19 protein-coding genes are annotated in these 19,091 nt (G+C 61.9%); 5 read left to right on the plus strand and 14 right to left on the minus strand.

What is annotated here, in order from left to right:
• The 11 genes from ACQS5P_RS03125 to ACQS5P_RS03175 all read right to left on the minus strand — a co-directional run bounded on the left by ACQS5P_RS03125 (position 1) and on the right by ACQS5P_RS03175 (position 8,013).
• Positions 1-741, minus strand: a complete 741-nt coding sequence (locus ACQS5P_RS03125; RefSeq protein ID WP_428939448.1) for a hypothetical protein — start codon at positions 739-741, stop codon at positions 1-3.
• 11 nt (positions 742-752) lie between these two features.
• The gene (locus tag ACQS5P_RS03130; RefSeq protein WP_428940987.1) at positions 753-1,214 is read right to left on the minus strand and encodes an alpha/beta hydrolase; all 462 of its coding nucleotides are present in this window, start codon (positions 1,212-1,214) and stop codon (positions 753-755) included.
• Positions 1,147-1,701, minus strand: a complete 555-nt coding sequence (locus tag ACQS5P_RS03135) for a hypothetical protein (protein WP_428939449.1) — start codon at positions 1,699-1,701, stop codon at positions 1,147-1,149. The genes ACQS5P_RS03130 and ACQS5P_RS03135 overlap by 68 nt, the downstream gene beginning before the upstream one ends.
• A gap of 12 nt (positions 1,702-1,713) precedes the next feature.
• Positions 1,714-1,962: a hypothetical protein gene (locus ACQS5P_RS03140; protein WP_428939450.1), complete on the minus strand. Its 249-nt coding sequence runs from the start codon at positions 1,960-1,962 to the stop codon at positions 1,714-1,716.
• The gene (locus tag ACQS5P_RS03145; protein WP_428939451.1) at positions 1,931-2,590 is read right to left on the minus strand and encodes a hypothetical protein; all 660 of its coding nucleotides are present in this window, start codon (positions 2,588-2,590) and stop codon (positions 1,931-1,933) included. The genes ACQS5P_RS03140 and ACQS5P_RS03145 overlap by 32 nt, the downstream gene beginning before the upstream one ends.
• Before the next feature lie 25 nt (positions 2,591-2,615).
• Positions 2,616-3,092: an SUKH-3 domain-containing protein gene (locus ACQS5P_RS03150; protein WP_428939452.1), complete on the minus strand. Its 477-nt coding sequence runs from the start codon at positions 3,090-3,092 to the stop codon at positions 2,616-2,618.
• A gap of 11 nt (positions 3,093-3,103) precedes the next feature.
• On the minus strand, positions 3,104-5,047 hold the full coding sequence (locus ACQS5P_RS03155; protein WP_428939453.1) for a hypothetical protein: 1,944 nt from the start codon (positions 5,045-5,047) through the stop codon (positions 3,104-3,106).
• A 63-nt stretch (positions 5,048-5,110) separates the two neighbouring features.
• Positions 5,111-5,743, minus strand: a complete 633-nt coding sequence (locus ACQS5P_RS03160; protein WP_428939454.1) for a hypothetical protein — start codon at positions 5,741-5,743, stop codon at positions 5,111-5,113.
• 9 nt (positions 5,744-5,752) lie between these two features.
• Positions 5,753-6,013, minus strand: a complete 261-nt coding sequence (locus tag ACQS5P_RS03165; protein WP_428939455.1) for a hypothetical protein — start codon at positions 6,011-6,013, stop codon at positions 5,753-5,755.
• Positions 6,014-6,159: 146 nt separating this feature from the next.
• Positions 6,160-7,542 (minus strand): ATP-dependent Clp protease ATP-binding subunit ClpX, encoded by a 1,383-nt coding sequence (clpX, locus tag ACQS5P_RS03170; RefSeq protein WP_428939456.1) that lies wholly within the window; start codon positions 7,540-7,542, stop codon positions 6,160-6,162.
• Between the two features lie 186 nt (positions 7,543-7,728).
• On the minus strand, positions 7,729-8,013 hold the full coding sequence (locus ACQS5P_RS03175; RefSeq protein WP_428939457.1) for a hypothetical protein: 285 nt from the start codon (positions 8,011-8,013) through the stop codon (positions 7,729-7,731).
• 448 nt (positions 8,014-8,461) lie between these two features.
• On the opposite strand from ACQS5P_RS03175, the gene ACQS5P_RS03180 reads away from it, so the two are divergent.
• Positions 8,462-9,007: an NADH-quinone oxidoreductase subunit B gene (locus ACQS5P_RS03180; protein ID WP_428939458.1), complete on the plus strand. Its 546-nt coding sequence runs from the start codon at positions 8,462-8,464 to the stop codon at positions 9,005-9,007.
• A gap of 742 nt (positions 9,008-9,749) precedes the next feature.
• Positions 9,750-11,837 (plus strand): NPCBM/NEW2 domain-containing protein, encoded by a 2,088-nt coding sequence (locus ACQS5P_RS03185; RefSeq protein ID WP_428939459.1) that lies wholly within the window; start codon positions 9,750-9,752, stop codon positions 11,835-11,837.
• A 132-nt stretch (positions 11,838-11,969) separates the two neighbouring features.
• Here ACQS5P_RS03185 and ACQS5P_RS03190 read toward each other — a convergent pair whose 3' ends face one another.
• Together ACQS5P_RS03190 and ACQS5P_RS03195 are read right to left on the minus strand one after the other, a co-directional pair.
• Positions 11,970-13,211: a M64 family metallopeptidase gene (locus tag ACQS5P_RS03190; protein ID WP_428939460.1), complete on the minus strand. Its 1,242-nt coding sequence runs from the start codon at positions 13,209-13,211 to the stop codon at positions 11,970-11,972.
• Between the two features lie 96 nt (positions 13,212-13,307).
• Entirely contained in the window at positions 13,308-13,754 is a 447-nt protein-coding gene (locus tag ACQS5P_RS03195) for a DUF3574 domain-containing protein (RefSeq protein WP_428939461.1), read from the minus strand.
• A 49-nt stretch (positions 13,755-13,803) separates the two neighbouring features.
• On the opposite strand from ACQS5P_RS03195, the gene ACQS5P_RS03200 reads away from it, so the two are divergent.
• A complete protein-coding gene (locus tag ACQS5P_RS03200; protein ID WP_428939462.1) occupies positions 13,804-14,205 on the plus strand; it encodes a DUF4112 domain-containing protein in 402 nt (133 codons plus the stop codon).
• A 23-nt stretch (positions 14,206-14,228) separates the two neighbouring features.
• Here the strand turns inward: ACQS5P_RS03200 and hydA are convergent, their stop codons facing one another.
• Positions 14,229-15,617, minus strand: a complete 1,389-nt coding sequence (hydA, locus tag ACQS5P_RS03205) for a dihydropyrimidinase (protein ID WP_428939463.1) — start codon at positions 15,615-15,617, stop codon at positions 14,229-14,231.
• Between the two features lie 160 nt (positions 15,618-15,777).
• On the opposite strand from hydA, the gene nadA reads away from it, so the two are divergent.
• Together nadA and ACQS5P_RS03215 are read left to right on the plus strand one after the other, a co-directional pair.
• Positions 15,778-16,962: a quinolinate synthase NadA gene (gene nadA, locus ACQS5P_RS03210; protein WP_428939464.1), complete on the plus strand. Its 1,185-nt coding sequence runs from the start codon at positions 15,778-15,780 to the stop codon at positions 16,960-16,962.
• 245 nt (positions 16,963-17,207) lie between these two features.
• Positions 17,208-18,950 carry a cation:proton antiporter gene (locus tag ACQS5P_RS03215; protein WP_428939465.1) on the plus strand — a complete coding sequence of 581 codons (1,743 nt, stop codon included), beginning with the start codon at positions 17,208-17,210 and terminating at the stop codon, positions 18,948-18,950.
• Positions 18,951-19,091: the final 141 nt, after the last annotated feature.

A 19,091-nucleotide genomic window follows, 5' to 3' on the forward strand; every position in this document is an offset into this window, starting at 1 on the left:
TCAGTTTCCGTTTGCCGGAGCTGTTGCGGAGCTTTGCCTCGCCCGGTGTGCTGCCTCTGCGTAATCCCTTATGCGCGCCTCGATTTCGGCCTGTGTTCGAGGTGCGTCAGGACCGGCTGAAGGGATGTGGATCGGCACCGGCTCATTGGCCGTCTTTTTGCCTTCACAATCGACCTCGAATCCGCCACGTGAAGTAGTCTTGGGGGCGTTGGGTGCCCCATTGCGGTACATCGGGAAAATGGCCGGTCGCTGCGGATCGGGCTCGTAATAGGGACATTGCCAGAATCGCCCGGGCGACCGGTACACGAGATTGTTGTCCTTCTGGTCCGCTTGTGCATGCCATGCCCAATCGAACACCCACTCGTACCCCTCCTTCTCAATTCGTTCGATCGTCACCTCATTGTGGGTGTGAGGATACTGGATTCCAAATCTGCCGAGACGATCGGAGAAGACGCTAAATCGCTTCATCGTCTCCTGGCGAGGGCTTATCATGCCTGGCGTAACTTGATTACCGACTAGCTCCGCCGTCTGCACGAAGATTTCTGCGCCATCTATGGGCTGTCCGTCCTGATCCTCAACCCGCCCGTACAAGAGCTTCGGGTAACGCTTCATGGCGGCTTCCGGAGAACGTGGATCCTCCGCCACAGGGCGCGACTGCCCTCGGACGAAAACCAAGCAAACAGAGCTGAGTGCGAGCACGCTGAACGAAACGACGAACCAACGCCAGCGTCGAACATTCATCTGTAATGTCCTCATTTGAGACCCGCCTTCTCCACGAGCTTTGCCCAGTAACTGGATATCTCCAAATTCGAGTGACTGAACTGCCCGGCGAGCGCGAGTGCTTCCGACACGACGACACCCCCCATGCTGTGCCCGAAGACAGTCAGTTTGCCACCGCTTTGCCTCAGGGCTTGCTTTGAGTTGAGGAACTGTCGCAGGCCAGCACCCGAGTGCCAGGCGATCTCTTCGCTGCGGTTGAAGTTGCCGGGATCAGCCACGGGATTATCGGTCGCCTGTGTTGGCCAGCTGAACAACCCGAAGGTCCCGCGGAACCCCTGCCAGCTACGCAGATAAAGCGAGACGGTGTCGGCGACAAGGGCGGTGTTGGCCCCGAACCAAAGGCCGACTTGTGCGAAGTCCGAGCTATCACTGCTTCCGCGCCGGAGCAGTCGTGGGACGCGATGCAGCGGTCTTATAAGGATCTGGATCGGGATTGGCTCGCGCCTCGCGGATGCGCTCCATCGTTTGGAGGATCTGAGGGTCGCCGAGATCCTTCACTACGCAGATAGCCGAGCCCTTTGGCATGAATTTACAGATATCCGACACGACCCAGTTTGATGGCACTTCGTCCTCGCCAACCAATATGCCAGGGCATACCACGGCCATGATCGTCGCACCCACAGGCGGCACCGTCCTGATGCTCGTGCCTTCCACGCCCGCGTATAGAAAGAAGCTCATCGCTCTCGTCTCGGTTGGATCGAATTGACCGGCGAGCGTCGCCATCGGAACGACGTTCAACTGGTGGGTTGGCCCGGGATCGCCGCGCGGCTGATCGACGATGCCCTCTACGGTGCACACGATGACACAGTACCGGTCTTTGGTCCACAACTCCCACTCGCTTCCGCTGATGGTGCCGATACCTCCGCGCACAAATGACGGTGCGGCAAACAAGCAAACGGCGACCCAAAGCAGGTGTTTCATGATGGTCCTCCGCTACAGCGCAATCCACGTCTCGCGCTTGGCCTCTTCGTTGAACTGTTTTCCTTCCGCATCTGTCTTGGGGCGCGTTCCATCGGTAAGTACCGTCCAGCCGTTCGCAGGAGGGGTGACGCCGGCTTCGTTGCCCGTCCATGGGTAACCCCCGACCAGCGGATTGACTGTCCCCGTCGCGTTGAACGTCCAGGTTCCCTTGGCCGCCGCGGTGTAAATCTCATGGGCACGGTTCCTCGTGTCGCGTGACAAGCCGGTACTTGCCCACCGCGGGTTGGGCCGCTTTCAGAACGATAGGCAGCACGTCATCTTCACCCTGAACCAAGGGCTGGTTGGCACCGGTGACCTGCGATCTATCCGCCAGGTTCTGGGCGTCGTAGTCGTCATCGTCCGAGTTGACCGGCAGCAATGCGCCGGGGTTGGTCTCCTCCGCTTGCGGCAACTCCCCGTTCGGAGCGTTGTGGTTCATCTTCATCACCGCAATGTCGCCGCTCACATCGTCGTTTGCCGCAATCGCCCCGGCCGCCATGAACGCGGTGCTCAGCCAATAGCTGTCGCTGCCCTTGAGGATGGCGTAGATGCTTTCCTCCTCCTCGACCAGGTCGTCGTCGGCTGGCGTGATTGTGAACGTGGTTGTGGCGGTGGCCCCGCCGGGCGGGATCGCCACGCTGGTGGGCATGGCGCTGGTGAAATCGGCGGCGGTCGCGGTGCCGGCGGGGGCGAAAAGCTGCACCGTCAGCGGACTGCTCCAGTACCCCCAGCGGCCAACGATGAACGTGATCGTGTCGTTGTTCGCGGCATTCTCCGAGCCTTCCCCGTCCTGCACTCCGATCCACACGTACGGCTTGGGCGGGGTCGGGTCGTTCGGGTCCGGAAGCACGGGATGTCTCCATTCCCTAGCCCTGTCAGCTACCTGTCCTGCGTCGGAAGACTAGGATGTCCCCCTTCTTAGCTCCAGGAGAATAGATACTGTGCTCGATCGCGGCATCGACAGTATCTCCCATCAGCGTCACATTATCATCGAAGGCCGAGAAGACTGCACCAGACTCGGTCATAATCATGCTCGCGTGGTGGCGACCACAATCGCCTATTGGCGCGATCCTCGGGCCAATGATTCTTTCGTACTCTTCGGCCTCCATGTCGGCATACCGCGGTTCAAATCGCAACTCATCCCAACTGCCTCGCTTCAATGGGTTGTCGCTCTGGTTCTCGAACTTGATTATCAGTCCGCCGAACTCAGCAAGGCAATCTGCGACGCGCGGCATTATCTCAAACCCTTGCAGCCGGATCTGCTCCGCAAAGGGTTCGACATCCACTCGGCGTCCCTCATACCAGCCCGCCCGCTTCAGGCACTCGTACGTGTAGTCACTGAACCGTCCCATGGGAAATCCTCCTACGGATGAGGATCGGAAAAGATCCTGGGGGCCTGCACGGTAATCACGCAGTTCCGGCATCTCGACTCCAGCGTAAAGTCCGAGACCCGCATCGTGCCAAGTATGAGACCCTGCTCGTCAACGCCGTCCCAAAGGGCGTTGTTGACAAGCTTAAACTCCGCGCAGTTTGGAATTACCCAGTCTTCCATCGTCTCAATGCCTCGATCGGTAATGCTCTTCATGCGAAGAGAGAGCGTCGGATGGATGTCTGGGCCTTGCGGAACCCTCGTAATTGTCGAGCCGCTGTACTCGTAGAAGTGCTCCAGCGTTCCCAAATCCGACGCGCCGGAGATCATAGTGGGTCTTGGCCTCGGCAAGTTCTTTATTGTGCTGGCCAAGACCCGCATCTCCCGGATCAGGGTGGCTTGCTCGGTGATGATCAGTTCGTCTGCCCATCGGTTTGCCTGCGCGGCAGCGGTCCGAGCTGTCGTATTGACGCCAGCGGCGGAAGCCTGGACGAGCCTGGCTCCCCCGGCTGGAATCGCAACCGGCGCCATCACCGATAGAGTGATGAGATCGGCTGTCGGGGAGACCAATCGGGCGTACAGGTTCACAGCAGGAATGGTGTTCTTTACAAGTCCGATCCTGGCACGCATCACATTGTATTCGGTCGCCCGCATGTGGTAGTAGTCATCGACGGTCTTCCCAGGGTTCGCAGCGACCCAATCAGTCGCCCACCAAGCTGGTTCGACATCGTGTACTGTCCCTGGCGCGTACGGCAAGCCCATTCCGGTCACACTCATCAGGTGCATTGCCTCGGCATTGGTCAGATCGATGGTGGCTGCCTCAGCACTGGTAATCTGACCAGGCGATTCACCGTCGTTGACAACCGCTGCAATTTGGTCGATGGTTGTCTGCCGCAATATTGTCTCATCAGCATCAACTGGTTTGGAGGGCGGCAGCGCTGTGATGCCTCCGGAGGAGAACAAGAGCGGCTGCTCTCCCGCTCCAACCGAAAATGGCGGAAAGTTCGCATCGGTCAAAGGATCGCCCACCCCGTAGTAGAGCCGAGCTTGCTCATCCCAACTGGTCCGCGTTGCCTGTGATACGACACCGATTGTTCCTGGGGCGATGCCACCGAAAGTCCAAGAGGCGAACTCCATATGCACCGAACGCGAACCGACAACTTCGCTCGTATTCGTATCGCACGAAATGGTTAAGACAAAGTCCTCGTCGGGCTTTAGGGCTTCAAGATAGACATCAACGTCGTCATCTTGAAGTCCAGCCAAGTAGCCGGACGGGCTCGAGAGATACAGCGTCAACACCGTGGCGCTCGTGGTGCCCTCTTTGTAGAGCAGTGAACCGTCCGACTTGAAGAGCCGAACGGCACTTGGATCGGACAAAGTAATCTGATATGTACCAGAACTGAGATCCGCCGGGATCTTCTGAAGCGTCAGTCTGACCAGATCGTCATCGACAGCCCCGGTCCCATCGGACCCTATAGACGCGATGTCATCACTAAAATCGGGAGCAAAGCCTTCGAGTTCCTGCTCGATGTCGTTATTTGTTAGAACTAGATACTTCGTCGGATCGCTGCTATCTAGAAGTGCTCGCGACACCGCGTATCCGAGCTTTAGCCCAGTGCGGTACGCAACCATGTTCAAGTCATTGTCCGCGATCGTTCCCGCCGCCGTGAACGCCGTGGTCAACCAATAATTGCTGCTCGCCTTGAGGATGACGTAGACGCTCTCGGGCTCCTCGTACACGTCGTCATCGACCGGCGTAATCGTGAACGTTGTGGTGGCGGTAGGCTGATCGTTACCGGGGATGACGACGGTGGTCGGCATGCCGGTGTAGTCGTCACCGGGGGCTGCCGTGCCGGCGGGGGCGAAGAGCTGCACCGACAGCGTGCTGTCCCAGTACCCCCAGCGGCCAACGATGAACGTGATCGGGTCGTTATTCACGGCATTCTCTGAGCCTTCCCCATCCTGCACCCCGATCCACACGTACGGCTTGGGCGGGGTCGTCTACGTCCCAGGTTGCGTTGAAAGCTGCGTTGTGGCCTGCGTAGACGCCCGCTTCTGAACGACGTCCTTGAGCGAAGGCTTCCTAGGCCAGCCCGGCTTGTTCAGCGTCCAGTTCTTGCCGTTGACCGAGTCGTAGCCGCCTTTGCAGGGCAGTGCCGACACTTCGCGGACCCCGTCTTTCACGAAAACGAAGACAGCAGGATGGTGGGGATCGGATTTGTACCAGAGGTCGCTCCAGGCAATCAAAGTGTAGAAGTAGTTGTTGGCCGAGTAGCTGCTACCATGATCTTCATCACAGAAGTGGCGGTACCCTTCACGCTCTGCACTCTGCCGGCGCAAGGTGCAACCGGTCACCGTGAATTGAAACAGTCCATTCTCATCGCTCGTCGCCGTCACCGTCGTTGCCTCATTCAGTCGCCCACGTGTCTCGAACGTCCAGTCCTTCGGATAAGCCTCAAGCCGGAATGCGAAGCTCGCGCCGGGGAGGGGGATCCCATCTTGATCGACGGCCTTTCCGTAGAAGGTAAGGGTTGCATTTGTTTGCCCCTTCAGTGACGACGTCGCGTCTCGCCCGCACCCGCAAACGCAGAGGAACACGACGAACATGCCAAAAAGGGGCGCGCATCTCTGCATATCCTACTCCTAATCGATGTCGCTCAGCAGCGTCTGCCAATACCCTTTGACCTGACAGAAGGCGTGAACGAACTGCGCGCTGTGTCCCGTGATGGCGGTGGTGAACTTCGTCGCGGGATCCAAAGTTCGCAGATCACGGTCATTGGCAAAGACGCCCGGAAACGCTGTCGCAGGGACGGTTCCCAGCGGCGCGACGTAGCTCGACGCCCCGAAAGCGAACATTTCGTACTTGTTCGACACGTAGGTCAGGTCAACGTCAGGATGGTTCACTGCTCCGGTGTATCTGCGGACGATCTTGTACCGTTCCAGAACAATCCTGCGCCGGATCGGAAGATTTGTCGAATCCTGATCAAACCCTGACAACTGGCAACAGGATCAGACAGGGCAGCGGCAGATGCTGTGGCTCGGCGGCTGCGTCAGGCGGATTCCTTGCGGCGCTGCTGGGGTTTGATCTCGAAGAGCTGAGCGCGGCCCTCGACGACGTCCTCGTCGATGACGTACTTCATGCCCGGCTGCTGGTCGGGCAGGCGATACATCAGATCGAGCATGATCTCCTCGCAGACGGCCCGCAGGGCGCGGGCGCCGGTGTCGCGCTTGAGGGCGCGCTGGGCGATCAGGTGCAACGCGCCGGGAGTAAACTCCAGCTCGCTGCCCTCCAGCCGGAAAAACTTCTGATACTGCTTGACCAGCGCGTTTTTCGGCTCAGTGAGGATGTTCACCAGAGTCCGCACGTCCAGCGGCTCCAGCGTCGCAACGACGGGCAGCCGCCCGACGAACTCCGGAATCATGCCGAATTCAACCAGGTCTTCCGGCTGCACCTGAGCCAGAATCTCGGCGCGGTCGCGGGCGCTCTCGGCCGGCGCGGTCTCGGAATTGAATCCGATCTGCCGCTTGCCCAGGCGTTTGCGGATGATGTCTTCAAGCCCGACGAAGGTTCCGCCGCAGATGAACAGGATCTGCGTGGTGTCCATCTGGATGTACTGCTGCTCGGGGTGCTTTCGTCCGCCCTGGGGGGGGATATTGCTGATGGTTCCTTCGAGCATTTTCAGCAGCGCCTGCTGCACGCCTTCGCCGGAGACGTCGCGGGTGATGCTGACGTTGTTCTGGGTTTTGCCGATCTTGTCGATCTCGTCGATGTAGACGATGCCGCGTTGCGCGGCCTCCAGGTCGTAATCGGCGTTCTGAAGCAGCTTCAGCAGGATGTTCTCCACGTCCTCGCCGACGTAGCCGGCTTCGGTCAGGGTGGTTGCATCGCCGATGGCGAAGGGAACGTTAAGGATTCGCGCCAGGGTTTTGGCCAGCAGGGTTTTGCCCGAGCCTGTCGGACCGATCAGCAGGACGTTGCTCTTGTCGATTTCGACATCGTTGGACTTTTCATCACCTGCGGCGCCGGCTGCGTCGTTGGTGGTCAGCCGCTTGTAGTGGTTATGGACAGCGACGGAAAGGGCCTTTTTCGCGTATTCCTGGCCGACGACGTACTGATCAAGAAACTCCTTGATCTGCCGTGGCGTGGGAATGGAGCTGAACAGCGGCTGTGAGGCGGTGAGCTTGCGTTTTTCCTGGCGGATGATGTTGTGAGCCAAGTCCACGCAGTTGGCGCAGATGTAGACATCGGAAGGTCCTTCGACCATGGGTCCGACATCACGCGAGCTTTTGCCGCAGAAGCTGCAGGTGGTGATGCGTCGCCCCCGGAATCCCCCGGGCGGGAGACTGGAACTCGAACCGCCAGTGGGTGGGAGGTTGCCGCCGGTTCCGGCGCCGCTCCCGCCGCCGTTACCGGGGCGATTGATGTTGGCCATGTGAGACTTCTACCTTCCTGTGCTACTGCTGTGTATCGAACAACTCACGGCAGGGACTTGATCTGCAACCCTGTCCGTGATGCCGGTCGTGCCGATCACGAGCATTTGATCATACCCGCCTGTGGCACCAAAGTGGAAACCGGAAAACCAGCCAAGTGGGTCCGGATAATCTCGGACCTGTGCGGATCAGTCAGGCTCAGGCGGCGTGGGCGGAGGGGACGACCGGCTCACGCCAGTTTCCCTGGCCGCCGCAGCCTGCACACGTTTGACGACCTGCGCCTTGGCCAGCTCGTATTCCGCGTCGGTCATTTTGCCGGAGCGGTGCAGTGCCCGCAGATCCGCCAGCGTAAATCCCGCCGACGACGTCGCGGATGGATCCTGCTGTATCCATCCCAGCAGCGCCTTGCGGGCAAACCACAACAGCGCAACCAGACCCAGGATGAGCAACAGGCCGAATACCAGTCCACCCATCGGCGAATACCCCGACGCGGGAATCACCGGTACACAATCCGGCGGGCAATCCGCGTCACCTGCAATCGTAAACCCGGCCAGCGAATCGCGTCAACGCAATCCGTGGCAATGCGCAATGGGTGGCCCAGATTTTCGGACGGAGCGTTCCGCCGGTGCGATGCCCACCTGCACGGGCGGGACGCCCGTGACACGGTTTGAGCCATTTGTGGCATGGCCGTCCCGGCCACCCGCGGTGCGCTCGAGTCTGAGAGTCTGATCTTCGGGCTCTTCATCACTTCATGCCACTCAGCACGGACCCGACTCCATGTGATACACACGGTCGGTTGCATCGACCAGACGGCGAGACGCGTTGTGGTCTGGGCGCTGCGATAAACCGGGCATGTTCTGCGGGATTGGGGATGGGATTCGGTTGCTTCGCCGCAGCAGACTGGCAATAATCTCTTTACCTATGCCCTGGATTGAAAACCGCTTTGAAGAGGGGCTGATCGTCACCAGCCTGGACTTTTTCATCAACTGGGGACGGAAGCACTCGCTGTGGCCGATGACGTTCGGGCTGGCGTGCTGCGCGATCGAGATGATGGCGGTGGGAGCATCGCGCTACGACCTGGACCGTTTCGGCGCCGGCGCGTTTCGCGCCACGCCGCGGCAGGCCGACCTCATGATCGTCGCTGGCACGGTGAACTACAAGATGGCTTCGCGAGTCAAGCGTTTGTATCACCAGATGCCCGAGCCCAAGTACGTGATCGCGATGGGCGCGTGCACGGTGGGCGGCGGGCCATACTTCAAGTACGGGTACAACGTCGTCAAGGGCGTAGACCTGGTGATTCCGGTTGACGTGTACGTGCCCGGTTGCCCGCCGCGACCCGAGGCGCTGCTCGAGGGGATCATGCGACTTCAGGACAAGATCGCAGCGCGTACGATCGGGTTGCCGCGAGGCGCCAAGAAGCTGGCCGACGAGCGCCCGCTGATCGTCCCCGAGCCTGCAGCAGTCTGAGCTGCCACGAGCGCAGCAAGCCGGCGCATCTCTGAGAATCCGATCCCACTGGACATTCCCCACAGGCCAGCCGGCGCGCCAGGTCTGGGCGCAGCCTCGGAAAATTTTTTGATTTTTCAGGGTGATTTTGGGTTGACGAGTCGAGTCATCGTCTTATAACTCGCCGTCACGCGTTGCGGCAGTCCGTTACACTTCGGGCCGCGTCAGGAACGCGAATCGACCGGAGGACATGTGGGAATTCCGGTCGAAGTTGTCGAGTTTGGGCTGTTTCGACACGGCAAGGGGGCGATCGCCGTTCAAGTCGTACCGCGGTAGATCGCAGCGCAGTGATGCCCCTGTCGCACAGGCTCGCGGAGATGCCCTGCATGGCCGGGAGGCTGTGTCAGCGGGATGGGCTGAGCCGAGTCGAAAGAGGCCCTGTTGAGTGCCGGCTCGCACGCGCGCTCGCATTCCGCGCGTCGCAAGCGTCGCAAGCGCAGGTCGGTGGGCCGGCCACTGAATCCGTCATCGCGACGGATAGCAGCCGTTTTTCTCATAGTGCCGGTTGACGGTCCGACCCGGACGTGGACCGCACGGTCTAACTGTCCTCCGGACGCACTGGCGCGACGTGGGGCACGCGGGCGCTGTCGCCTGCGGCGCTGTCTCCGGCGCCGCAGCCGCCTCGGCCGGACGGCTGCTGGTCAATCCTGGTTCGTCACGATTGGCCCGGCGCCGTACCCGGGCACAAGAGAAGGAGAGAGTCATGAGCCGTAACGCTCGTCATCGCCGGCATCCCATCCTCGAGATTCTGGAGTTCCGCAGGCTGCTGGCCGAGGTCAACGTCGCCAGCTTCGGCGCCGTTCCCAATGACGGTCGGGACGATCGCGCGGCAATCCTGGCGGCGATCAACCACTCGGCGCCGGGGGACACGATCGTCTTCAACACCGGAACCTACAACCTTTCCGACAAGCTCAGACTCAAAGGCTCGCGCACCTATCGCGGCAGCGGCAACAACGAAACGACGCTCCGCGGCGACGACCGCTCGCGCCACATCTTTCACATCACCGAAAACGGCACGCGCGTCGAAAACTTCACCTTCGACGGCAAGCCCATCATGATCGACCAGCCCCAGGGGCAGAAGGTCGCCGACGTCGTCATCAACAACAACACCTTCAACACCCACGCCTCAGGTCCGGATTCGAACGGCATCACCTTCACCACCGGCCTGCGCAACAGCACCATCTCCAACAACACGTTCAACATGTACAGCGGGATGGGCATCTACGGCTATTACTGGGACAACCTGCGGATCGCCAACAATGAGTTCCTCAACGGCGCCCAGGGCATCCATATCGATGATCACTCCGACACCAGTCGCAACCTGCTGGTCGAGCAGAACTACTTCGCGGGCATTCGCCGGATGGGCATCGAGTATCAGGGCGGCGGGACCAACTCGATCTTTCAGGACAACTACTACGAGAAGCCGGCGCTGTCGAGCAATTTCCCCGACAACGACTCGACGTTCGCGTTCTCGATCATTGCCGACCGCAGCCACGGCACGATCGCCCGGCGAAATACGATCATCGCGCCGGAGCGACCCGACGGCACGGGCGTGAGGATCGGGTTTGAGATCGGCGGGGACAACGCGCTGGTCGAGGACAACTACATCAACGGCATCAACCACACCGTCGCCGCCAACGACTTTTACGGCTCGACGTCGGTGACCGTGCGAAACAACCGCTTCGAGAACTACCGGATCGCGCCCGTCGGACGCAATCTCACGCAGTACAACAACGGCCCGGGCGTGAAGCTGACATGGGACATCAACCGTGGCAAGCCTGGGCGAAACCGCAGCTTCGGCCAGACGCCTCAGCCCCAGCCACAACCTCAACCACAACCGCAGCCGCAGCCCCAACCACAACCACAACCACAACCGCAGCCGCAGCCACAACCGCAACCGCAGCCACAACCGCAACCGCAGCCACAACCGCAACCGCAGCCACAACCGCAGCCGCAGCCCCAGCCACAACCACAACCACAACCACAACCACAACCGCAGCCGCAGCCACAACCCCAGCCGCAGCCACAGCCACAGCCACAACCACAACCGCAACCGCAGCCCGAGCCGGCGCCAGAGCCGGCGCCGCTGCCACCCCCGCAACCGCAGCCCGAGCCACAACCGCAGCCGCAGCCAGAGCCGCGGGAGCCGGAGAATCCGTCCGCCACGGTGCCGCTGCTGCTTCAGTTCCCCGGGCCGCTGCCCAATCCTGATGGATCCCTGCCCGAGCCGGTCTATGGTCCGTTCCGCCCGGCCTGGCTGGTCCATACCCCCACCCGCCCGGATGTCAGCACGGGTGGCGCCGTCACCGCGCCGAGCAGGGGTGATGTGCAGGAGTTCGTCTACCTCTCCGACCTGAAGTGGACCAGCGCCAGCAACGGCTGGGGCGATGTCGAGCTGAACCGCGCCAACGGCGACAAGGAGCCTGGCGACGGACCGCCGATCTCGCTTGACGGCAGGCTCTATCGCCGCGGCCTGGGCGTCGCCGCCAACTCCCAGATCACCTACGACCTGGATGGCAAGTACGCCCGCTTCTTCTCCGCCATCGGCATCGACGACAGCGCCGGTGATGATGGTTCGGTGACATTCCAGGTCTGGGCCGATGGCCGCAAGATCTTCGACAGCGGATTGCTCAGCGGCGCCGATCGCCGGATGCCTGTGCGGCTGAACGTCGCGGGTGTAAAGCAGTTGACGCTGGTAACCACCGACGGCGGAGACGGAGACAACAACGACCACGCCGACTGGGCCGCCGCACGCCTCGTCCCGGCGCCTGATCTCAGCCAGGCGCTGTGACCGCGGCCAGCCGCCTTTCGCAGGTCGCGTCGTCCCGACGTGGCACTGGGAGCCTGATCAACCGAAAAAGCCCCGGCGGAATCACCCCTCCGCCGGGGCTTTTCATTGTTGTCCAGGAGAAGACTGCCTAACTCATGGACACAGAGGATCACGACGAGTCACCCCGGACCGGCCAGTGGTGCGACCTGAGGGATACAACATCGCCAGGCCCATCAGCATGCCGGCCAGGCCATGGGGTTCCGGCACCGTCACCAGAACGCTCCAACTGACCGACTGTTCGAGTTTCCAACGGTTGCTCCGCACCCAATCGGTCGGGTCGTACGCCCTCGCCATGACCTGGTGCAGCCCGATGGGCAGATTCCATGCCTGCGGATCGAATAGCTCGCCGGCCGCCTCCGCCAGCAGCGTGCCGTCGATGTACCACTGAACATCGATCACCGCGGGATCAACCACATCCACCATGATCGTGTCGGGATCGACCAGTGTGGCCAGATTGCTGGTCCAGGTGTCCAGCGGATCCACGTAGTTGTAGATGTCCAGGATGATCTTCTCGCGCGCGATGGCGTCGAAGGGACGATTGAGACTTCGCATCTTGGAATTGAGACTGGGACGGTAGATGCCGCGATCCCAGTAGCGTCCGCCCTCGTATGCGCCGATCAGGCCGATTCCCGGCTGATCGTACCCCAGCCAGTGCGCCCACTTGGCGCCGGTGGGATCTTTGGTGACGTTGACTTCATTGGGTTCGGCGCCGGTGTAGGTACCGCTGTTGCCGCCGTACTCGTCGGCCAGGCGACTGAACGAATGCCCCAGCTCGTGCAGGGCGATCTCGGTGGACAAGGGGTTTCCGCCGGCGTAGACCGCGTAGGCTCCCCCACCGCCGCCGTAGCGCGTGTCGTTCACCGTGATCAACTTCATTTCCGCGCTGAAGCCGGCCCCCGACAGCCCGCTGGCCAGCGCGGCGTTGGCCTTGGATTCATTCACGTACAGGAGCCGCTCGGTCACGCCATCGTAGTAGTAGCGCGCATCCAGTGCCGTGTCGCGGTAGATTCCCAGCGGCGGCACGTCGGCGCCGGCCTGGTTGGAGATCACATCGATCCGGTGGACATTGAAGAAATTGCGATACCGTGGAAACGGATTTTCGCCCTCGTCGAAAAAATGCCTGAGCATCGCGTTGATGTGCGCGGAGTAGATCGTGCTGATGTCCGCGGCGCGGTATCCGTCGCCGAGAAACACCATGTCCACGCGATTCGCGCTCGGCCCGTTGTTGACTACGGTGGTGTAGATCGCCAACAGCGGCGAGGCACACACCAGGCAGACCACCGCAACGCTTGTGAAACCCAGCAGGTGTCGCAGCCCCTTCGACGTACCCGGCATTCTTCCCTCGCTGTGGAATTGTCTGGATCAGATTACACCGCGCAGAAGCCCCCGACGCAAACCGCTTCGGTCCTCGGAGGCAGAACGACCGCCGAGTCAGCGACGCCTTTCTGCGACCGGTTCGTCATCGGTGTCGGCTGCGTGGGCGGAGCGTCCGATGAACCGCACCCGTCCCGATGAATCAGCGCGAAGCACCGAATCCTGACTGAACTGTTGAGCGTACTGCCGGGCGATCGCGTTGATCCGAGCATCGGCGCTGCGCGACGGCGGGTAGTACAGGATCACCAGCCGCGACGGCTCGGAAATCGTCCGGCCATCCTGAAGATACCTGCCCTCGGCCGGCACGATCGTGAACCCCTCGGGAAACCGCGGGGTGATCTGTTCGTTGACGAACTGTTCCCACTGGGCTTGCGACACGGCGCCGCCACCGGCAATGCTCATCCCGAAGTACAGCTCGGTGCGGGTCCATCGCGGCCCGGCGGCGACGCAGCCCCCGACAAGACAGACACATACCACCAGAAGCTCTCGGACCTGCGTACTCATTCGCTGTCCCAAGGCGAACTCCCGCCCCGTTCTGGCCGAATTAACCTGTATGGGAGACGTCGCTGTCAAGTATGCACCCAGCGGGCCGGCTGCCGGCACGGTGGCGGGCGATATCCCCGCCGACCTGCGCCGCGCTCGCCTGCTGGCCGAACTGCTCGACTCGGAGTTCGAGCTGGCCGGCATCCGCTTCGGCCTGGACGCCCTGGTCGGGCTGGTGCCGGTTATCGGCGACACCGTCGCCCTGCTGACCGCGCTCTACCCGCTTTACCTGGCCAGGAAACACGCCCTGCCCAACCGCGCCCTGGCCCGCATGCTGGGGAACCTCACCATCGATTACGTCGGCGGGCTGCTGCCCATCCTCGGAGACGTATTCGACATCGCTTTCAAGGCCAATCTGCGTAACCTGAGGATTCTGGAGCAATACCTCGCGACCGCCCAGCCGACCCGTTGACTGCCCGTTTCGCTCTACAGGCATCAGAAGTGGGTCGGCTCCCGCTTGAGCATCACCCCGCGCGCCGGATCGCCAATGAACTTGCCGTCACGCACCTGGATGCATCCGCGCACGCTGACCAGCTCCGCACGCCCGCTGATCGGCCAGCCCTCGAACGCGCTGTAATCGGTGTTCATCAGATGGGTGCTGGCCGAGATGGTGCCGCGGTATTGCGGATCCCACACGACCAGGTCCGCGTCGGAACCGACCTGCACAGTGCCCTTTCGCGGGAACAGGCCGAAGATTTTGGCGGCCTGTGTGCTGGCGCAATCGACGAAGGTGTTCAGGTCGATGCGTCCGCCCGTCACGCCATGCGTGTACAGCAGCGTCACGCGGTTTTCGATGCTGGGAATCCCATTGGGGATCTTCGTGAAGTCGCCGCGTCCCATTTCCTTCTGGCCGCGGAAGTCGAACGGGGCATGATCGGTAGCGACGGTGCTGATCAGCCGCGTCCGCAACGCGTTCCAGAGATATTCCTGATGCCGCTTTTCGCGGATCGGAGGGCTCATCACATACTTGGCGCCCTCGAAGTCCGGCTTTTCGGCGAAACTGCTGTCCAGCACGAGATAGGGGATGACGGTTTCGATCCACGCGCGTACGCCGCGCTCCATCGCCGCCCGGGCGTTGCACACCGCCTCCCGGCACGACGTGTGAACGACGTACACATGCGCCCCGGTCAGCTCGGCAAAGCTCATCAGGTGATGCACGCCTTCGGCTTCAACAAGCGTTGGCCGCGACGGCTCATGATACTCCGGCCCGGTCTTGCCCGCGGCCAGCAGTTCGCGCTGCCGCTGGAAGACAAGCGTTTCGTTCTCGCAATGCGCTGTGACGATCACACCCAGCTCCTTCGCCAGCCGCAGCGTGTGATACAGCTCGGTATCATCGATGCCGAATGCCCCCTTGTACGCCAGGAAGATCTTGAACGACGCGATGCCGGAGTTGACGATCTGGCGAAGCTGCCTTTCGGCTTGTTCGTCGTAGCGGGTCACGCCCATGTGAAACGTGAAGTCGCAGGCGCTTCTGCCTTCGGCTTTGGATCGCCAAAGCTCGAATGCCGCCAGCGGCTGATCGTTTCGATCAGGGCAGATCATCTCGATCAGAGTCGTCGTGCCCCCCACCAGCGCCGCGCGGCTGGCTGACTCGTATGTATCCTTGGCATACGTCCCCATGAACGGCAGGTAGATGTGCACGTGCGGGTCGATGAAGCCCGGAAACACGTACTTGCCGGTCGCATCGATCACTGTGGCATTCGGCGGAGCATCCAGCCCTTTGCCGATCCTGGTGATGATCTGCTCTTCGCACAACACGTCGGCGACGTAGCGATCACTGGCCGTTATGACCTGTCCATTTCGGATCAACAGCGCACTTGCCATGTCATTCAAACCCTCGGTAAGACTGCTGGCATGATATCAGCTCGTGGGACGGATGCCTCGACTGACGGGCGATCGTGCCATCGCCACAGGACTCGAAACGACCTGCCGCCTGGTGCTACAATGAACCGCGCCCCAACTGCGGGACGCAACAACTATTACAATGAACAGCAATTGGCAACAACCTCTTCCGCCGGTCTACAACGAGCTGTCTGAGCCGGAGCTGCGTGTGCGGATCCAGGCCGCCAGGGACGAGCTGGGCAAGCGGCTGGTGATCCTGGGGCATCATTATCAGCAGGATGCGGTGATCGACTTTGCCGACTTCACCGGGGACAGCTTCGAGCTTTCACGCGCCGCCGCCAACCAGAAGGACGCCGAATTCGTCGTATTCTGCGGCGTACACTTCATGGCCGAAAGCGCCGACATCCTCACCGCCGAACATGTGCGCGTGATCCTGCCCGACCTGGGCGCCGGATGCTCGATGGCTGACATGGCCAGCCTGGATCAGACCATCGAGTGCTGGGAACAGCTTCAGCAGACCTGCCCGGACCAGACGATTGTCCCGATCACCTACATGAACAGCTCAGCGGCGATCAAGGCGTTCGTGGGCGAACACGGCGGCGCCGTCTGCACCAGCAGCAACTGCCGAAATGTGCTCGAATGGGCGCTCGCGGGCGGCGCCAATCCGAAATCCGAAATCCGAAATCCGAAATCGAAAATCAAGATTCTTTTCTTCCCCGACCAGCACCTGGGCCGAAACACCGCCTATGCCATGGGCTATCCGCTGGATCGGATGGTCGTGTGGGATCCACGCGAAGACCTCGGCGGCAATTCCGAGCGCGCGCTGCGCGAGGCGGATTTCGTCCTCTGGAAGGGCCACTGTTCCGTTCACGCCCTGTTCCGCCCGGAGCACGTGGATGAAGTGCGGGCCAGGTACCCGAACATGAAGGTGATCGTCCATCCCGAGTGCCGCTGGGAAGTCGTGCAGAAAGCCGACCTGGCAGGGAGCACGGCCTACATCGTGAAGGTGATCGATGCCGCCCCGCCCGGCAGCCAGTGGGCCATCGGCACCGAGGTCCACCTGGTCAACCGGCTGAAGAACCGCCATCCCGAACAAGAGATCATCGTCCTCAGCGAGTGCCAGTGCCTGTGCACCACCATGTACCGCATTGATCTGCCACACCTGTGCTGGGCGCTGGAGAATCTGACCGCCGGCCGGGTCGTCAACCAGATCAAGGTTGATCCGCATACGCGCAAGTGGGCGACGGTGGCGTTGGAGCGGATGCTGGCGATCAAGGGCACGGGCAGCCCGATCGGCAAACCTCAACCCGCCGCAACGGTCGATTGATCGCAGCAACTCGGCCGCAGCAACCTGGCCGCTGCAACCATCGCCTGGGAATAATCCTTTGACGATCTCTTGGCCACCACTTGGAGCCTGCAATCCGATCCCGTAGGATCGTCGCCCGGGTTATGGCTGAATCGCACTGGCACTTGAATTCGCTTTCGCAGAGATCTTCGATTCGCATCCCGCATGCAAGGCGGCGAACAAACGCGCTGCCGCTGGGAGCATGGCTCGCACTGGCTACCCTCCTGTTGTTTGGGCTGGCGGGCGCGGCCCACGCCTCGGCTGCCACGCAGCCGGCCTCGCAACTGCATGTCTCGCCCGATCTTTCCGAGCTGCAAGCCTTCGGCGAACACGCCCGAACCTATCGCATCATGCTGATCCTGCTTCAGGTCGGCGCGATCCTCACCTCCGCAAAGCTGATGGGCTGGCTTTGCGAGAAGGTCAAGGTTCCCGGCGTGATCGGCGAGCTGCTGGCCGGCGCCATCATCGGCCCGTTCCTTCTCGGCCACATCATCCACATCCCCATCGAAGGACACTGGATCCCCCTGTTTCCCCAGCCGACTTCCGCCCAGCAGTGGCCGGTCAATGAGGTCGTCTGGACCCTGGCCCAATTCGCCAGCATCGTCCTGCTGTTCGTCACCGGCCTGCACACCGACCTGAATCAGTTCCTGCGTTACGTTGGACCGGCGGCATTTGTGGCGACACTGGGCGTGATCGTTCCGTTCGCGCTGGGCACAGCCGTGGTCTACATCCCGTTTTTCTCGGCGCTGTCGCGCAGCAGCCCGGGCGAGATGGTCTTCATCCCCGCGCTGTTTGTCGGCAGCATCCTGGCGGCCACCAGCATCGGCATCACCGCGCGCGTGCTCAGCGACATCAACCGCCTGGATTCCCCTGAAGGCGTGACCATCATCGGCGCCGCGGTGTTGGACGACGTGCTGGGCATCATCGTGCTGGCGATCGTCGGCGGCATCGCCTCCAGCGGCTCAGTCTCCCTTGGATCGGTGAGCCTGGTCGCGCTGCGAGCGATGGGCTTCTGGATCGCGCTGACCCTGCTGGCGTTTGTCCTGGCCAGGCCTCTGGAACGAATCCTGCTGAAGATCAATTACGCCGGCGCCATGGTGGCGATGGGGCTGTCGCTGGCGTTCATCTGCTCCGCCGCAGCCGAAGGCTTCGGCCTGGCTTTCATCATCGGCGCCTATTCGGTTGGCCTGGGACTGTCGCGAACGCAGGCGGCCCATCGGCTCATGGCCGAGCTGCGCCCCATCGGAGAGTTCATCGTTCCCATCTTCTTTGCCGTGCTGGGAATGCTCGTCAACTTCCATGCCATGGCCAGTGACTGGCGCGTGCTGCTGTTCGGGCTGGTGGTGACGCTGGCGGCGATGCTGGGCAAGGTTCTGGGCTGCGGAGCGGCGGCGCTGGGGACAGGTTTCAACCTGCTGGGCGCCCTGCGCGTGGGGATCGGCATGATGCCCCGTGGCGAGGTGGCGCTGATCGTGGCGGGCGTGGGGCTGTCTCGGCACATCATCGGCGAGAATGTGTTCGGGGTCTCGATCATGATGACGCTGCTGACGACAATCGTGGCGCCGATGCTGCTCGTGCCGGCATTCGCCTGCGGCGGCTCGGGACGCGCGGCGCGGCCGCCTGCCAACCAACTGCCAGCGGTCTGTGCCGAACCCGGAATTGTGCTTCGGCTGCCAGAGGATCTGGGCGCGATCGTGCTCAACCGCTTTCTGCAATTCGCCCACGACGCCGGATGGGCCGCCACCCTGGATGATCCCACCGACCAACTGTACCTGCTCCGCAGCGACGGCGACGCGGCCCAGGTCCGACTCGATCGCGGCGCGATTCACATCAACGCCACCGACGTGCGTCAGGCGGAGCTGAACGCGATCCTGGATCAGGCGCGACAGTCGATCGCGCACGATGCTTTGGCAACACAACCTCAGGCGGAGCCGCAGCCGCTCGCTTCCTCAACAACACGCACAACGTAAGTTGCACCGACATGCTTGCCCGCAGGAGAAGTGCAGGCTACCCTACCGTCGGCAAGTGGAAGGGTGCCGGCACGGAGCAGTGCCCGCAGGAGTCGGAGGCGATCGGGCCGTCGCCTCGCAGTGCAGCGCGTACGTCCCGTC

It is taken from the genome of Fontivita pretiosa (assembly GCF_050410795.1).
GTDB lineage: Bacteria > Planctomycetota > Phycisphaerae > Tepidisphaerales > Tepidisphaeraceae > Fontivita > Fontivita pretiosa.

What these genes read in the sequence shown, in the direction of transcription:
- clpX (WP_428939456.1), bottom strand. Translation starts at nt 7,542, where the DNA reads ATGGCCAACATCAATCGCCCCGGTAACGGCGGCGGGAGCGGCGCCGGA.
- hydA (WP_428939463.1), bottom strand. Translation starts at nt 15,617, where the DNA reads ATGGCAAGTGCGCTGTTGATCCGAAATGGACAGGTCATAACGGCCAGT.
- ACQS5P_RS03135 (WP_428939449.1), bottom strand. Translation starts at nt 1,701, where the DNA reads ATGAAACACCTGCTTTGGGTCGCCGTTTGCTTGTTTGCCGCACCGTCA.
- ACQS5P_RS03200 (WP_428939462.1), top strand. Translation starts at nt 13,804, where the DNA reads ATGGGAGACGTCGCTGTCAAGTATGCACCCAGCGGGCCGGCTGCCGGC.
- ACQS5P_RS03180 (WP_428939458.1), top strand. Translation starts at nt 8,462, where the DNA reads ATGCCCTGGATTGAAAACCGCTTTGAAGAGGGGCTGATCGTCACCAGC.
- nadA (WP_428939464.1), top strand. Translation starts at nt 15,778, where the DNA reads ATGAACAGCAATTGGCAACAACCTCTTCCGCCGGTCTACAACGAGCTG.
- ACQS5P_RS03160 (WP_428939454.1), bottom strand. Translation starts at nt 5,743, where the DNA reads ATGCAGAGATGCGCGCCCCTTTTTGGCATGTTCGTCGTGTTCCTCTGC.
- ACQS5P_RS03150 (WP_428939452.1), bottom strand. Translation starts at nt 3,092, where the DNA reads ATGGGACGGTTCAGTGACTACACGTACGAGTGCCTGAAGCGGGCGGGC.
- ACQS5P_RS03195 (WP_428939461.1), bottom strand. Translation starts at nt 13,754, where the DNA reads ATGAGTACGCAGGTCCGAGAGCTTCTGGTGGTATGTGTCTGTCTTGTC.
- ACQS5P_RS03190 (WP_428939460.1), bottom strand. Translation starts at nt 13,211, where the DNA reads ATGCCGGGTACGTCGAAGGGGCTGCGACACCTGCTGGGTTTCACAAGC.
- ACQS5P_RS03185 (WP_428939459.1), top strand. Translation starts at nt 9,750, where the DNA reads ATGAGCCGTAACGCTCGTCATCGCCGGCATCCCATCCTCGAGATTCTG.
- ACQS5P_RS03125 (WP_428939448.1), bottom strand. Translation starts at nt 741, where the DNA reads ATGAATGTTCGACGCTGGCGTTGGTTCGTCGTTTCGTTCAGCGTGCTC.
- ACQS5P_RS03175 (WP_428939457.1), bottom strand. Translation starts at nt 8,013, where the DNA reads ATGGGTGGACTGGTATTCGGCCTGTTGCTCATCCTGGGTCTGGTTGCG.